We start from the raw sequence: 15,824 nt of genomic DNA, 5'->3' as shown, positions 1-15,824 counted from the left end.
CCGCCGATCACCAGCACGTCGATCTCGGCGCCGGCGCCGAGCCGGGACAGGTCCGCGGCGCGGCGGGTGGCGTTCAGCGCGGAGTCTCCGGTGCGTTCCGAATTCGAAGTCATCGCAGTGCCTTTCCGATCCAGCCGGGCGCTTTCATCGTGGTTGCTTCCGGTCGCCGTCTGCACGGTCGTCGAGATACCCGTCGATCGCGCGACGGAGTTCGGTGTCGAGCTGTTCGCCCGCCAGCAGCGGCGCGACGGTGCCCGCCGATTGCACCGCGGACTGAGCGATCAGCAGCAGCATCGTGGCCATCTGTTCCGGGTCGCCCGCACGGATAGAGCCGTCCTGCTGTCCTTCCCGGATGCCCGCCGCGAACAGTTCGATCAGCGCGCGCTGGTTGCGGCCGAGCCGGCCGAACACGTAGGTGAGCATCAGGTCGGTGTCGGTGCGGAAGATCTTGCCGAACAACGGATTCGACCGGACCGTCGCCGCGCCCGCGACCACGCCTGCGACCAGTCTGACCCGAGCGCTGCCCGCCGAGGGCATAGTCGCCGCGACGATGCCGCGCAGCTCGCGCACCAGCAACTCGGCCACCAGCGCGCCGGTATCCGGCCAGCGGCGGTAGACGGTCGGCCTGCTGACACCCGCCCGCCGCGCCACCTCGGTGAGCGTGGTGCGGCGCACGCCGAACTCCTGCACGCAGGCGCGGGCCGCGTCCAAAATCGCGAGGTCGGTCACCGAGAGCGCGTTCTCGGCGGAGTCGTCAGGAGCGGTCAAGGTCACCACCGGGGGTCGATTCGTCGGCGGCAGGGCCACCGACCAGGGTGAATAGGCCGAATCTTCGTTACTGCTTGACAATCTATGTCAAACTGTAACGCATGGTGGAGCGAGTGACCAATGGAGACAGCAGTTGGCGCGGTATACCGGAGCCGAGCGGCGAGGCGAAGGCATGACGAGGCAGCGCATTGCCGGGGATCCGGCCGTCGCGGAAAAGACCGGCGTGCGTGAGGACAGCGAGCAAACCATCAACGCAGCGCGCCACGCGCCTGCCGGAGCTGAGCGCCGGCGAGGTGCGGCATGAGCGAGCGGAGCGAGCGAATCATCGACACAGCGCGCATCGCGCATGCCGGAGCCGAGCGCCAGCGAGGCGCAGGCATGAGCGGGTCGGCGGCGAGTATGGTCTGGGATGCCTGGGGAGTTCCGGCTGGACACCAGCCACTTTCGGATCGCGTCCGTACCTTGCTCACGCAGGTTTTCGGGGTCTCCGGCAACCCGGTGGCGCGCCGCGATGAGGGCGATGTGCCACTGCGCGAATCGGCGCTGACGCCCGCGCAGCGCGCCGGATTGGCCGAGGTGGTCGGCGCCGTCAACGTGTCGTCCGACCACCGCGACCGGTTGCGGCACGCGGGTGGCAAGAGCACGCCCGACCTGCTGCGCCGCCGCGCCGAAGGCCCGCAGGACGCGCCCGATGCCGTCGTCTCTCCCGCCGATCACGACCAGGTGCTCGCCGTGCTCGCCTACTGCGCCGAGCACGCCGTCGCGGTGGTTCCGTTCGGCGGCGGCACCAGCGTGGTCGGCGGCGTCGATCCCGTGCGCGGCCGTTTCGGCGCCCTGATCGCACTGGACCTGCGCAGAATCGATCATGTGACCGGCATCGACCCGATCAGCGGAACCGCGACACTCGGTGCGGGACTCACCGGTCCGCGCGCGGAGCAACTGCTCGCCGAGCACGGCCTTTCGCTCGGCCACTTCCCACAGAGCTTCGAGTTCGCCACGATCGGCGGCTTCGCGGCGACGCGGTCGTCCGGACAGGCGTCCGCGGGCTACGGCCGCTTCGACGACATGGTGCAGCGGCTGAAGATCGCCACGCCAAGCGGCACGATCGAACTCGGTCGCGCCCCCGCCTCGGCCGCCGGACCGGACCTGCGTGAACTGTTCGTCGGCTCGGAGGGAACGCTCGGCGTCATCACCGAGGTCACCCTGCGAGTGCATCCGGTCCCGGAGACCGTCGACTACCAAGCGTGGTCGTTTCCCGACTTCGAAACCGGTGCCGCCGCACTGCGATCGGTGGTGCAGGCAGGCGCTGCGCCGACCGTGCTGCGGCTGTCCGACGAGGCGGAGACCGGGGTCAATCTGGCCCGCTCCAGTGATATCGGCGGTAGTCCGGTCGCGGGCTGCTTAGCCGTCACCACCTACGAGGGCAGCGCGGCGCATGTAGCGGCGCGCAGCGCTGAGGCGAGTGCGCTGCTCGCCGCCGCGGGTGGCACGCCACTGGGCGAGAAACCGGCGCAGGAGTGGGAGCACGGCCGATTCGCCGCGCCATACCTGCGCGACGCGCTGCTGGACGTCGGCGTGCTGTGCGAGACCCTGGAGACCGCAACCACCTGGTCGAACCTGGCGGCGCTGAAGGCGGAGGTGACCGCGGCGCTGACCGGCGCGCTGGGCGAGCAAGGGACACCCGCGCTGGTCATGTGTCACATCTCGCACACCTATCCGACCGGCGCTTCGCTGTACTTCACCGTCGTCGCCAAGCAGTTGGAGGACCCCATCGGCCAGTGGATGGCCGCCAAACGCGCCGCAGGTGACGCCATCGTCGCGGCGGGCGGCACCATCACCCACCATCACGCCGTCGGCACCGACCACCGCCCATGGCTGCCCGACGAGGTCGGCGATCTCGGCGTGCGCGTCCTGCGCGCGGTGAAGGCCGAACTGGACCCGGCGGGCATCCTGAACCCTGGAAAGCTGGTGCCCTGATGAGCGAGCGAACAATGGATGCAGCCGAGCACTCGGTCGTGCCGGAGCCGAGCGCCAGCGAGGCGGAGGCATGAGGGAGCGTAGCGAGCGAACAATGGATACAGCCGAGCACTCGGTCGTGCCGGAGCCGAGCGCCAGCGAGGCGGAGGCATGACCGAGCATTTGCCCGTGCGGGCGGTCACCGTGGTGACCAATCCGCGGTCCGGGCATGGCAAGAGTGGCGACATCGCGAGCGCCGCGGTCGCCCGGTTCCGCGCCGGCGGCGTCGAGGTGACCGAGGTGTGCGGCGCGTCGCCCGCCGAATCCGTCCAGCAGGTCCGGGATTCGATCGCGGGCGGCAGCGGCGCGAAGCCCGACGCGGTGGTCTGCATCGGCGGCGACGGTCTGATCAACGTGACTCTCGCGGCCGTCGCCGAGACCGGCGTCGCGCTGGGCATGATCCCCGCGGGCACCGGCAACGATCTGGCCAGGGAACTCGGCGTACCGACCGACGACCCGATCGCCGCGGCCGATCTCGTGTTGGGCGGGCGGACCCGGACCATCGATCTGGGCCGGATCGAGTCCACCGGTTCCGCCGCGCCGATGTGGTTCGCCACCGTGACGGGAACCGGATTCGACGCGCGGGTAACCTTGCGCGCCAACGAGATGCGCTGGCCGAAAGGCAGGCTGCGCTACACCGTCGCGGCACTGGCCGAGATCTCCGGACGTTTCACCGTGCCTTACCGCGTCGAGCTGACCGGTGCGGTCACCGACGGACTGACCAATCCCGGCGCGGGTTCCACACTGGAAACCGAGGCGGTCATGGTCGCGGTCGGCAACACCCGCACCTACGGCGGCGGTATGTTGATCTGCCCGGACGCGGTGATGGACGACGGACTGCTCGACCTGACCGTGGTCGGCGCGCTGTCGCGCAGGGAGATGCTGCGCCTGCTGCCCGCGCTGTCGGCGGGCAAGCGCCAGAACCATCCGGAGGTCAAGCAGTACCGTGCCGCGGCCGTCACGCTCAGTGCACCGGGCGCGCCCGCGACCGCCGACGGCGAACCGGCGGGCACCCTGCCGATCACCATCCGCGCGGTCCCCTCGGCGCTGACCGTCCTGGTTCCCTGACGCGACAAGCGAGTTGGCTGCTCAGGGCGTACCTCCGCCTTCGCCCCGGCCATGCGCGTGCTGATGATGGACTACGTCCGACAGCGCCGATCAAGAGGCGAACACCACGCGGCGGATCCGGTTGACCGCCGCACGGTCGACGATGACCACCGAACGTGAGGCGCCGGCGGGCGTATCGCGTTCGGTCGCGATCTCGCGCATCAGTTGACGCCAGCGCCGCACGTGGATGGTGAAGGCCACGCGGTTGATCCGGCGTCCGCGGGCGTACTGGCCTGCGCGCGCCACGGCGGCGGGCACGTCGAGCATGAGCAGGTGCAGTTCGCGGCCGTAGTCCGCTGCCCAGCGCGTGATCAGCCTGCGTGTCCAGCGGAAGGTCGCGCAATCGTGGATCACCACCGGACCGGTACTGTCGCGTAATGCCGTGCGGATCGCCCGCAGGTGCGCGAGATGCACCACCGGGCGCCACAGCAGATACGGCAGCCACCACAGCCTGGGCCGCAAGCGGTTTCGCGCCTGCATCGAGTCGAGCACCAGTGCCCCATCGGGGCCGCGCGAGGGCGCCACGGCATCGGACTCGGCGCTGAAGAACTTGCGCAGCGCGGTGCTCTTGCCCGCGCCGGGAACGCCCGCGACGATCAGCGCCGCCGATGCCGGGTACCGCAACTCCTCGATGGCATGTCCCCGTAGATCGTGCAGGGTGCCGGGGGACAGGATCGGCAGCCGAGGTTCGGGAGCGTGCGTCGGCAGGGCTTCGAGCGGGGGGTTCACCCCTCCTAGAGTCCCTAGCCGAGACCCGTTCGGCAACCGGGGAAACCCTGGTTTTTCCGCGGGATTCACGGGAGGCGGAGCGCTGGCAGTATCCACCTTCTCCAGGGTCCCGATTTTTCGCGATCCGGCAATATCGGACATTTCGGACATTGTCGGATTATTCGCGTTTCCGGCCCGCCGAGCGTGCGCGAAGGTGCATTCGTTCGCCCTGGGAGCCGAAAAGGCTGAGGACTTCCACCGGCCTGCGGCCCGCACTGCCGAACCAATGCGGTTGGCGGGTGTCGAATTCCGCCGCCTCTCCCGGCCCGAGCGTCAGGTCGTGCTCGCCGAGTACCAGCCGGAGCTGTCCGGACAGCACGTAGAGCCACTCGAAACCCTCGTGCACCTTCGGGTCCGGATCGCCGCGGTCGGGCGGGATAATGATCTTGAACGCCTGCAGCGGCCCCGGTTGCCGAGTGAGCGGAACAATGGTGAGCCCGTTCATCTTCCGCGCCGCCAGGTGCACCCTCGGGTCGGCGATCTTCGGCGCGGCCACCAGTTCGTCCAAGGGCACCTGGTGGGCCATCGCGATGGGTAACAGCAGCTCCAAACTGGCTTTGCGCTGCCCGGACTCCAATCGCGACAGCGTGCTCTTGGAGATCCCGGTGCTTTCCGCCAGCGCGGTGAGCGTGACGTTGCGGCGGGTGCGCACGGCCTTGAGTCGCGGGCCGATGTCGGCGAGCGCTCGAGCGACGGCCGGTTGTGTGGACATGTCACCAGTGCACCGGCTATTCCCGGAATTAGCAACGATAGTTGTTGAAAAGCCACCGAGGACGAGAACCTGGCGGTGGAGGTGATCGCGGATGAGCGAACAAAGAATGGACACAGTCGAGGACTCCCGCGCCGGGGCCGAGCGGCCGCGAGGTGCAGCCGCGAGCAGGACATACGACGTGGTGGTCGTCGGTGGCGGCGCGGCGGGACTCTCCGCGGCGCTGGTCCTGGCCAGGGCCCGGCGACGCGTCGCGGTGGTCGACGCAGGCGCACCGCGCAACGCGCCTGCCGAGCACATGCACGGGTTCCTCTCTCGCGACGGGATGCCGCCCGCGGATCTGCTCGCGACCGGCGTCGCGGAGGTCACGGGCTACGGCGGGGAAGTGATCGATGACGTCGTCATCGACGCTGGCGGGTCCGCGGACGACTACACACTGCGGCTCGAACACGGCCGATCGCTGCGGGCGCGCCGCGTACTGGTCGCCACCGGGCTGCGGGACGAACTGCCCGACCTGCCCGGCGTGCGGGAGCGCTGGGGCCGCGACGTGCTGCATTGTCCGTACTGCCACGGCTACGAGGTCCGTGACCAGCCGATCGGTGTACTCGGCGGGCGGGAAGAGGGCGCGATCGCGCGCGCGGTGCACCTGGCATTGCTGCTGCCGCAGTGGTCGGAGGATGTGCTCTTCTTTCCGCACACGATGGCCCTGTCGGACGTCGATCGCGCCCGGCTGGACGCGCGCGGGGTTCGCGTGCTCGAGGGGAAGGTCGCCCGGTTCGTCGTGGACGACGCACTACGTGGGGTGGAACTGTCCGGTGGGCGGACGGTGCCGCGCACGGCGATGTTCGTCGCCCCGACCTTCCGCGCGGACGACGCCCTGCTCGTCGCGCTGGGCTGCGCGTTCGACGACAGCGGCTGGGTGATCACCGACCCGGCCGGGCGCACCAGCGTTCCCGGCGTCTGGGCCGCTGGCAACGTCGCCAACCCGGCAGCCCAGGTGATCTCGGCGGCGGGTGCCGGCTCGACCGCCGCGATCGCGATCAACGGAGACCTGGTGATGGCGGACGCCACCGCGCTCGTGCGATAAGCGGCTGCCTCGCCTTCGCTCGGCCCGCCGCGGGCTGTGGACGGACTCCGTCCGGCGGCATTTTTCTGCGGCTGCCTCTGCCTTCGCTCGGCCCGCCGCGGGCTGTGGACGAACTTCGTCCGGCTGCGTCTTTCAGGGGAATATCCGGGGTAGAAAATGCCGGAAGCTGAGAATTGCTTATGGATTCCGGGTCCGGTCTCTGATGGCCGGTAAGCTACTGACATAGGCGGAGTGTTCGGTGTCCCTCATCCACCGAAGACTCCGCCTTATTTTGTCTTCAGCCCGCAGTGCGCGCCGCCGATCGGTCGAGAGAAGGCTCGCGACCGGCTACGAAGCGGTCGGCCGACTATGAGCGCTGGTTTCCCCCGAGTTCCGAGACCGGGCGCCGATCGGCGCGCCGGCCGGATCCGCACCGGATTCGGCCGACTCGGCGCCGGGCGGGTCGACCGACCCGAAGTGGATGGATCGACGCGCTCTAGAATCGCGGGGTGACCAGCGCAGCCCCTGACAACACGCGTAATCGTGCCGATGCCCTCCCCAAGAGCTGGACCCCCAGCGACGTAGAGGCCGAGATGTACGAGCGCTGGGTAGCGGCTGGCCATTTCACCGCGGACCCCGCCAGCGGCAAGCCCCCCTACTCGATCGTGCTGCCGCCGCCGAACGTCACCGGCACGCTGCACATGGGCCACGCGCTCGACCACACCCTGATGGACACGCTCTCGCGCCGCAAGCGCATGCAGGGCTACGAGGTGCTCTGGTTGCCCGGGATGGACCATGCGGGCATCGCCACCCAGACGGTGGTGGAGAAGCAGCTCGCGGTGGACGGCAAGACGAAGGAAGACTTCGGCCGCGAACTGTTCGTCCAAAAGGTGTGGGACTGGAAGCGCGAGTCCGGCGGAGCCATCCAATGGCAGATGCGCGCGCTCGGCGACGGCGTCGACTGGAGCCGGGACCGCTTCACCATGGATGAGGGCCTGTCCCGTGCCGTGCACACCATGTTCAAGCGGCTCTACGACGCGGGCCTGATCTACCGTGCCGAGCGGCTGGTGAACTGGTCGCCGGAGCTGCGCACCGCGATCTCGGACATCGAGGTCAAGTACGAGGACGTGCAAGGTGAGCTGGTCTCGCTGCGCTACGGCTCGCTCAGCGACGACGAGCCGCACGTCGTCGTGGCCACCACCCGGGTGGAGACCATGCTCGGCGACACCGCCGTGGCCGTGCACCCCGAGGACCCGCGCTACCGGGATCTGATCGGCACCACCCTGGAACATCCGATCACCGGGCGGCGGATCCCGATCATCGCCGACGACTACGTCGATCCCGAATTCGGTTCGGGTGCGGTGAAGATCACACCCGCGCACGACCCCAACGATTTCGAGATGGGTCTGCGCCACGGGCTGCCGATGCCGACCATCATGGACGAGCGCGGCCGGATCACCGGCACCGGAACCGAATTCGACGGCATGGACCGTTTCGAGGCGCGGGTGAAGGTGCGCGAGCGGCTCACCGAGGAAGGCCGTGTCGTCGCCGAGAAGCGGCCGTACCTGCACAGCGTCGGGCATTCCGAGCGCACCGGCGAGCCGATCGAGCCGCGCCTGTCCATGCAGTGGTGGGTGAAGGTGGAATCGCTGGCCAAGTCCGCGGGTGACGCGGTGCGGGGCGGCGACACCGTGATCCACCCGAAGAGCCAGGAGCCGCGCTGGTTCGACTGGGTCGACGACATGCACGACTGGTGCATCTCGCGCCAGCTGTGGTGGGGCCACCGCATCCCGATCTGGTACGGCCCCGAGGGCGAAGTGGTGTGCGTCGGCCCCGACGAACAGGCGCCTGAGGGCTGGGTGCAGGACCCGGACGTGCTCGACACCTGGTTCTCCTCCGGGCTGTGGCCCTTCTCCACCATGGGCTGGCCGCACGCCACCGCGGAACTCGAGAAGTTCTATCCCACCAGCGTTCTTGTCACCGGCTACGACATCCTGTTCTTCTGGGTGGCGCGGATGATGATGTTCGGCACCTACGTCTCCGAGGACGCCGTGCTGACCACGGGCAAGAGCGGTGAGCGCCAGGTGCCGTTCAAGGACGTGTTCCTGCACGGCCTGATCCGCGATCAGTTCGGCAAGAAGATGTCCAAGTCACGCGGCAACGGCATCGACCCACTGGACTGGATCAACGCATTCGGTGCCGACGCCACGCGCTTCACCCTGGCGCGTGGCGCGCAGCCCGGCGGCGACCTCTCGGTCGGCGAGCCGCACGTGCTCGCCTCGCGCAGCTTCGTGACCAAGCTGTTCAACGCGGCCAAGTTCGCGCTGATGAACGGCGCGCGAGTCGGCGACCTGCCCGACCGCGCACAGCTCACCGATGCCGACCGGTGGATCCTGGACCGGCTGGACGAGGTGCTGGCCGAGGTGGATTCGGCGTTCGACGCCTACGAGTTCGGCAAGGCGTGCGAGGCGCTCTACCACTTCGCCTGGGACGAATTGTGCGACTGGTACCTGGAATTGGCCAAGGTGCAGTTCGCCGCGGAGGGCGCGCGCGCCGAGGCGACCCAGCTGGTGCTCGGCGCGGTGCTGGATGCGGTGCTGCGCCTGCTGCATCCGGTCATCCCGTTCGTCACCGAGGCGCTGTGGCAGGCGCTGACCGGCGGCGAGTCGGTGGTGATCGCGCCGTGGCCGCAGGCCTCCGGCATTCGGGCCGATCAGGCCGCCGCGCAACGTATTTCGGATACCCAGCGGTTGATCACGGAGATCCGGCGGTTCCGCAGCGACCAGGGGCTGGCCGACAAGCAGAAGGTGGCGGCCAAGCTGATCGGCGTGGACGCCGCGGGGCTCGGTGAGCTCGCCGCGTCGGTGGCGAACCTGGCCCGGCTCACCGAGCCAGGCGCGGATTTCGCCGCCACCGCCTCGGTGGAGGTGCGGTTGAGCACGGCCACGGTGACCGTCGAGCTGGACACCTCCGGCGCGATCGACCTGGATGCCGAACGCCGCCGTCTGGAAAAGGACCTGGCGGCCGCGCAGAAGGAAGTCCAGGGCACCGCCGCCAAGCTCGGCAACGAGGCGTTCCTGGCCAAGGCGCCCGAGCACGTCGTCGACAAGATCAAAGACAGGCAGCAGGTCGCGTCCGCCGAAGTGGCACGGATCCAGGCCCGCCTGGCGGAGTTGAGCGGCAAGTGAACCACGAGCCGGAACCGCAGTACGGCGACGACGAGCGCCGTGGCGGCGCGCGGCTCGGCTCCGGGCCGTCCCCGGTGGAATTGGCCGAGTTGGCGCTGGTCGAGGCGGAACTCGACCAGCGCTGGCCGGAGACCAAGATCGAGCCGTCGCTCACCAGGATCGCCACGCTGATGGACCTGCTCGGCTCGCCGCAGCAGAGCTATCCGGCGATCCACGTCGCAGGCACCAACGGCAAGACCTCGGTGACCAGGATGATCGACGCGCTGCTCACCGCCCTGCACCGGCGCACCGGCCGGATCACCAGCCCGCACCTGCAGCTGGCGACCGAGCGGATCAGCATCGACAACGCGCCGATCTCGCCGGCGAAGTATGTGGAGATCTACCGGGAGCTGCTGCCGTTCGTCGAGATGATCGACAAGCAGTCGGCGGCCGCGGGCGGCCCGGCGATGAGCAAGTTCGAGGTGCTCACCGGCATGGCTTTCGCTGCCTTCGCCGAGGCGCCGGTCGATGTCGCGGTCGTGGAGACCGGCATGGGCGGCACCTGGGATGCCACCAACGTGATCGACGGGCAAGTCGCGGTGATCACGCCGATCGGCCTGGACCACGTCGAATATCTCGGCCCGGATCTGGCCTCCATCGCGAAGGAGAAGGCCGGGATCATCAAACGTGCCCCGGAGAGCTTGGTGCCGCGCGACAACGTCGTGGTGATCGCGGAGCAGGAGCCGGAAGCGATGGAGGCGCTGCTTCGCCGCGCGGTGGAGGTGGACGCCGCGGTCGCGCGCGAGGGCGCCGAGTTCCGCGTACTCGCCCGCCAGGTCGCGGTCGGCGGGCAGCAGCTCGAGTTGCAGGGTCTCGGCGGGGTGTACGACGAGATCTTCCTGCCGCTGCACGGCGAGCACCAGGCACGCAACGCGGTGCTCGCGCTTGCGGCGGTGGAGGCGTTCTTCGGCGCGGGCGCGCAGCGCCAGCTCGACATCGACGCCGTTCGGGCCGGTTTCGCGAGCGTGACCAGCCCAGGCCGGCTCGAGCGCGTCCGCAGTGCGCCGACCATCTTCATCGACGCCGCGCACAACCCGGCGGGCGCTCGGGCGCTGGCCGCGACGCTCACCGACGAGTTCGACTTCCGCAAGCTGGTCGGCGTGATCGCGGTGCTCGGCGACAAGGACGCCGAGGGCATCCTCGCCGCGCTGGAGCCGGTGTTCGACGAGATCGTCGTCACCACCAACGGCTCGCCGCGCGCGCTGGACGTGGAGACCCTGGCGGATCTCGCGGTACAGCGGTTCGGCGACGAGCGTGTGGTCACCGCGACCACGCTGCCGGACGCGCTGGAGACCGCGATCGCCATGGCCGAGGAAGTCGGCGAACAGGGCGAGATGGTGTCCGGTGCCGGCGTCGTCGTCACCGGCTCGGTGGTGACCGCGGGCGCGACCCGCGCGCTGTTCGGAAAGGACCCGGCATGAACGAGCGAAGCATCGACACGATCGCGCTCGACGGAGCCGAGCCTCAGCAAGGCGCAGTCGTGAGCGGTCAGGCCCCGAGGCGGCAGCGGAGGGTGACCACGCAGGGCCGCGTTCATGCCGGAAGGGATACAGCATGAGTGAATCCGCCGACCAGGGGGAGCGGCCGGTGCCGCCGCCCGCGACCGATCCGTGGAAGGGCTTCCGCGGGGTGATGGCGGGCACCCTGGTGCTCGAGGCGATCGTCGTCCTGCTCGCACTGCCCGTGGTCGCCGACGTCGGGGGCGGGGTGACCTGGCTGTCCGGCACCTACCTCGTCACGCTCGCGGTGGTGATGTTCCTCGGCGCCGGGTTGCAGCGGCGGCCATGGGCCCTGCCGTTCAACCTGGCGCTGCAAGTGTTCGTCCTGCTCGGCGCGCTGATACACCTGTCCATCGGCATTATCGGCGTGGTGTTCGCCGTGGTCTGGGGCTTCATCCTGGTGCTGCGCGCCGACGTGCGGGGGCGGATGGAGAAAGGCTTGCTACCGAGTCAGCGCATCCAGCGCGACTAGCTGTCATCACGGGGATCGGCTCGATGCCTCGGCATGGCATGACGCCCTACTCGGTCTGATCATCTTCAGCGCCGCGCTGTGCTGTGCCGCGTTGCCGGGCTGCGCAGGAGAGCCCGGCGCACTAGGGCCGTGATGCAAGCGTGGCGTGGCAGCAGCCGTGCGGAACGAGCCAGGCCGACCGCTGGTGCGGCGCCTGGAAGCTTGCCCGTTAGGCTGTCGCCGTGACTGAACAGACGTTGGTACTCATCAAGCCGGACGGTGTGGCCCGTGGCCTTGTCGGCGAGGTGCTGGCACGTATCGAGCGCAAGGGGCTGAAGATCGTCGCCCTCGAGCTGAAGCAGGTGTCCGACGAACTGGCCAAGGGCCACTACGCCGAGCACGCCGAGAAGCCGTTCTTCGGTTCCCTGATCGAGTTCATCACCTCGGGGCCGGTGGTCGCGGCCATCCTGGAGGGCCCGCGGGCCATCGCGGCGTTCCGCCAGATTGCCGGCGGTACCGATCCGGTCGAGAAGGCCGTCCCCGGCAGCATTCGCGGAGACTTCGCTCTCGAGACGCAGGAGAACCTGGTGCACGGGTCCGATTCGCCCGAATCGGCCAAGCGGGAGATCGCCATGTGGTTCCCGGAGCTGCCTGCTTGATCGGGTCCCGACCGCCGTGCCCGCGCACCGCGAACGCGTCGCGGGCCGACGGTGCCGGGCGCCGATGGCGAACGCCCGGCGCGCGATGTGGGATACTGGCATCGGCTGCATTCGATGCCGACTGTTCGTGCAGGTGCGCGAACGAGACGTGACGAGGGCAGCCGGATGACACCGCGGTTCGATGCCGATCATCGCTGCCACGGACAAACGGCCTGGTAATCGGGGCTCGCTGTTCGCGTCGGCACGCTGGATGAGCGCTCGACCCGTGGAGTTCAGCCATACTGCCAGGCGCCGCGTGACCAGTTAGCCCGAGCGACGAACGACCGAGGAGATAACCGGGCACGCGGGGCGAGACCACTTGACCTCGTGCCCACCGGGTGCGAGTCGAACGAACAGCGCCCCCGCGTCGGCCGCGTCACTCCCGCCGGGAGGGACGCGCCCGGGGGCCCGAGGAGACTTCGTGGCCGATCAAGAGCCGCTGGAAACAACATCACAGGATGCCGAACAATTGCCGGAGCGAATCCGAGTTCACGCACTCGCCAAGCTGCTGGGGGTAACGAGCAAGCGCATCCTGGCCAAGCTGACCGAGATGGGGGCGGACGCGCGCAGCGCGCAATCGAACGTCGACCGAGCCGTCGCGGAATCCGTCCGCGACGCCTTGGCGCCGGTCCAGACGGACGTGCCCGAGCAGGCGGAATCGGCTGCGCCGGGGCACGCCACCGCGTCACCGGCGGACACCGGCACCGCACAGGCGGCCGAGCCCGCGGGGGAGGCGGCCGAACCACCGGAACCCGCTGCGCAACCGCAGGCGGCCACACCTTTCGCCGCCCCGGGCGTCATCTTCTCCGCGCCGGACGTACTGAGCCCCGAACAGCATGCGCCGATCGGTGACGTGGCGCAGCAGCCGACCCAGTTGTTCACCCATTCGGTGCGGCCGGAGCCGGAACCGGTCGCCCCGGTGGTGTTCGAATCGGCCGCCGTCGTGCAGGCGCCGCTGTTCCTGCCGCCGGACGCCACCGCCGCGGAGGAGGCTCGCAAGAGGCGCCGCGCGGAACGCGAGGCCAAGCGCTCCGAGGAGAGCGTGCCCGAGCCCGCCGAAGACGAGACCGAGGTCGCCGAGGACGAGCCCGAGTCGTCCGCCCAAGAGGGTGACGCCGAGGGCCAGCCGCGGCGCAGGCGGCGCGGCCGCCGTGGTCGGGGCCGCGGGCGCGGCGAGCAGCAGTCCGAAGGCGACAACGAGGGCGAGGAGACCGAGTCCGAAACCGAGGACGAGTCGGTCGCCGAGCCCGCCGAAGCCGCGGAGTCGGCCGATACCAGCGCCGCCGAGTCCGAGGACGAGGAGGGCTTACCCGAGGGGTCGAGCCGCCGTCGCCGTCGCCGTCGTCGCCGCAAGGTGGCCGGTGAATCCGGTGAGGCGGAGGCCGCCGACGACGATCCGCCGAACACGGTGGTGCACGAGCGCGAGCCGCGCAACAAGGCCCGTGCCCGCGTGACGGTGGACGAGGTCCAGGGCATCACCGGTTCGACCCGGCTGGAAGCCAAGCGCCAGCGCCGCCGGGACGGCCGGGAAGCAGGCCGCCGCCGTCCGCCGATCCTGACCGAGTCGGAGTTCCTGGCCCGGCGCGAGGCGGTGGACCGGGTCATGGTGGTGCGGGAGAAGTCCTTCCCGGAGCATCCGACCGCGACGCAGGTCGCGGTGCTCGAAGACAAGGTCCTGGTCGAGCACTTCGTCACCAGCACCGGTTCCGCGTCCATGGTGGGCAACGTCTACCTGGGCAAGGTGCAGAACGTGCTGCCCAGCATGGAGGCGGCGTTCGTCGACATCGGCCGCGGCCGCAACGGTGTGCTCTACGCCGGTGAGGTGAACTGGGAGGCCGCCGGGCTCGGCGGCAGGGAGCGCAAGATCGAGCAGGCGCTCAAGCCGGGCGATCAGGTGCTCGTCCAGGTGAGCAAGGACCCGGTCGGCCACAAGGGCGCCCGCCTGACCACCCAGATCAGCCTGGCCGGGCGCTTCCTGGTGTATGTGCCGGGCGGGACCTCCACCGGAATCAGCCGCAAGCTGCCCGACACCGAGCGCAAGCGCCTGAAGGAGATCCTGCGGGAGATCGTGCCCGCGGACGCCGGTGTGATCATCCGCACCGCCTCCGAGGGCGTCAGCGAGACCGAGCTGGCCAGGGACGTGGACCGGCTGCAGGCCACCTGGCGCACTATCCAGGCGCAGACCGGCAAGGACAACAACGCGCCCAAGACGCTGTACGAGGAGCCCGACCTCCTGGTCAAGGTCATCCGCGACCTGTTCAACGAGGACTTCTCCAAACTGGTCATCGAAGGCGACCGGGCCTGGAGCACGGTGGAGAAGTACATCGGCACCGTCGCGCCGGACCTGCTCGCCCGGGTCGCCCGGCACGACAACAACGGCGTCGACGTGTTCGAGGCCTTCCGGATCGACGAGCAGCTGGCCAAGGCGCTGGATCGCAAGGTGTGGCTGCCCTCCGGCGGCACCCTGGTGATCGACCGCACCGAGGCCATGACGGTGATCGACGTGAACACCGGCAAGTTCACCGGTGCCGGCGGCAGCAATCTGGAGGAGACGGTCACCAGGAACAACCTGGAGGCGGCCGAGGAGATCGTGCGGCAGATGCGGCTGCGCGATATCGGCGGCATGATCGTCGTCGACTTCATCGACATGGTCCTGGAGTCCAACCGCGACCTGGTGCTGCGCCGCCTCACCGAGGCGCTGGGCCGGGACCGCACCCGGCACCAGGTCTCCGAGGTCACCTCGCTCGGCCTGGTCCAGATGACCCGCAAGAAGCTGGGCACGGGCTTGGTCGAGGCGTTCTCCACCACCTGTGAGCACTGCCATGGCCGCGGCATCCTGGTGCACACCTACCCGGTGGAGCCCGGTTCGGGCGACGAAACCGCAGGGCGGGCCCGGGAAGGCGGTTCGCGCAGGCGGCGCGGCCGGGACAAGGGTGCGGCCGCGCAGGCCCAGCCGGCCAACGGTGCCGGTCCCGCCCCCGACCACGCCGAGGAGGACGCCGCCGTCAAGCGGGCGCACCCGGTGGCGTTGGCGATGGCCGCGCACCACTCCGAGGAGTCCGACGAAGAGGCCGAGCAGGCCGGTGACAGGGCCGCTGCGGTGGCGTCGGCGGTCGGCGAAGCTCAGGCCGAGACAGTCGAGCCCGCGGTCGTCGACGAATTCGCCGCTGCGGTCGAAGACGCAGCCGAGTCACTGGTCGCGGAGACTGTGCACGCCGCCATGGCGGTGCCCGCCGAGGAGCCCGAGACCGAGCCCGCCGAAGTCGTCGAGGTCATCGAGCAGGTCCGGACCGGCGAGCCCGTGGCCGCCCAGGAACCCGAAGTGGTTGCCGAGCCCGCAGGGGCCGTCGAATCCGCTCGGGTCGCCGAGCCCACGCAGGGTACGGAGTTCGCTGGCGGTGCCGAGGCCGTTCGCGCTGCGGAGCCCGCGCAAGCCGCTGAACCCACTCGGGCCACCGAGCCTGCTCGGACCGCGGAGTCCGCACAGGCTGCCGAGCCTGCATCGGCGGGCGGGG

General features: G+C 69.8%; 11 protein-coding genes. 8 read left to right on the top strand and 3 right to left on the bottom strand.

Annotated features, from left to right (window positions below; all coding sequences use genetic code 11):
- Window positions 1–144 precede the first annotated feature (144 nt).
- Entirely contained in the window at window positions 145–768 is a 624-nt protein-coding gene (locus NA4_RS31810) for a TetR/AcrR family transcriptional regulator (protein ID WP_067478609.1), read from the bottom strand.
- Window positions 769–1,167: 399 nt separating this feature from the next.
- On the opposite strand from NA4_RS31810, the gene NA4_RS31805 reads away from it, so the two are divergent.
- A complete protein-coding gene (locus tag NA4_RS31805; protein WP_067478606.1) occupies window positions 1,168–2,745 on the top strand; it encodes an FAD-binding oxidoreductase in 1,578 nt (525 codons plus the stop codon).
- Window positions 2,746–2,895: 150 nt separating this feature from the next.
- Window positions 2,896–3,852 (top strand): diacylglycerol kinase, encoded by a 957-nt coding sequence (locus NA4_RS31800; RefSeq protein ID WP_067478589.1) that lies wholly within the window; start codon window positions 2,896–2,898, stop codon window positions 3,850–3,852.
- A 90-nt stretch (window positions 3,853–3,942) separates the two neighbouring features.
- Here the strand turns inward: NA4_RS31800 and NA4_RS31795 are convergent, their stop codons facing one another.
- A complete protein-coding gene (locus tag NA4_RS31795; RefSeq protein WP_245671679.1) occupies window positions 3,943–4,620 on the bottom strand; it encodes an AAA family ATPase in 678 nt (225 codons plus the stop codon).
- A 157-nt stretch (window positions 4,621–4,777) separates the two neighbouring features.
- Window positions 4,778–5,371 carry a helix-turn-helix domain-containing protein gene (locus NA4_RS31790; RefSeq protein ID WP_067478586.1) on the bottom strand — a complete coding sequence of 198 codons (594 nt, stop codon included), beginning with the start codon at window positions 5,369–5,371 and terminating at the stop codon, window positions 4,778–4,780.
- Between the two features lie 91 nt (window positions 5,372–5,462).
- On the opposite strand from NA4_RS31790, the gene NA4_RS31785 reads away from it, so the two are divergent.
- From NA4_RS31785 to NA4_RS31760, 6 genes are all read left to right on the top strand, one after another.
- On the top strand, window positions 5,463–6,455 hold the full coding sequence (locus NA4_RS31785) for an NAD(P)/FAD-dependent oxidoreductase (RefSeq protein ID WP_245671678.1): 993 nt from the start codon (window positions 5,463–5,465) through the stop codon (window positions 6,453–6,455).
- Window positions 6,456–6,943: 488 nt separating this feature from the next.
- Window positions 6,944–9,622, top strand: a complete 2,679-nt coding sequence (locus NA4_RS31780) for a valine--tRNA ligase (RefSeq protein ID WP_067478582.1) — start codon at window positions 6,944–6,946, stop codon at window positions 9,620–9,622.
- Between the two features lie 74 nt (window positions 9,623–9,696).
- The gene (folC, locus tag NA4_RS31775) at window positions 9,697–11,082 is read left to right on the top strand and encodes a bifunctional tetrahydrofolate synthase/dihydrofolate synthase (RefSeq protein ID WP_067478595.1); all 1,386 of its coding nucleotides are present in this window, start codon (window positions 9,697–9,699) and stop codon (window positions 11,080–11,082) included.
- A gap of 133 nt (window positions 11,083–11,215) precedes the next feature.
- A complete protein-coding gene (locus NA4_RS31770; RefSeq protein WP_067478579.1) occupies window positions 11,216–11,632 on the top strand; it encodes a DUF4233 domain-containing protein in 417 nt (138 codons plus the stop codon).
- A 221-nt stretch (window positions 11,633–11,853) separates the two neighbouring features.
- Window positions 11,854–12,270, top strand: coding sequence for a nucleoside-diphosphate kinase (gene ndk / locus NA4_RS31765; RefSeq protein WP_067478576.1), 417 nt, complete (start codon window positions 11,854–11,856; stop codon window positions 12,268–12,270).
- A 460-nt stretch (window positions 12,271–12,730) separates the two neighbouring features.
- Window positions 12,731–15,824: translation initiation factor IF-2 N-terminal domain-containing protein (locus NA4_RS31760; protein ID WP_245671677.1), on the top strand; the 3,094-nt coding region annotated here is incomplete at its 3' end.

It is taken from the genome of Nocardia amamiensis NBRC 102102, from assembly GCF_001612745.1.
Taxonomy (GTDB): Bacteria; Actinomycetota; Actinomycetes; order Mycobacteriales; family Mycobacteriaceae; genus Nocardia; species Nocardia amamiensis.
This window is presented reverse-complemented; position numbering and strand designations above follow the sequence as displayed.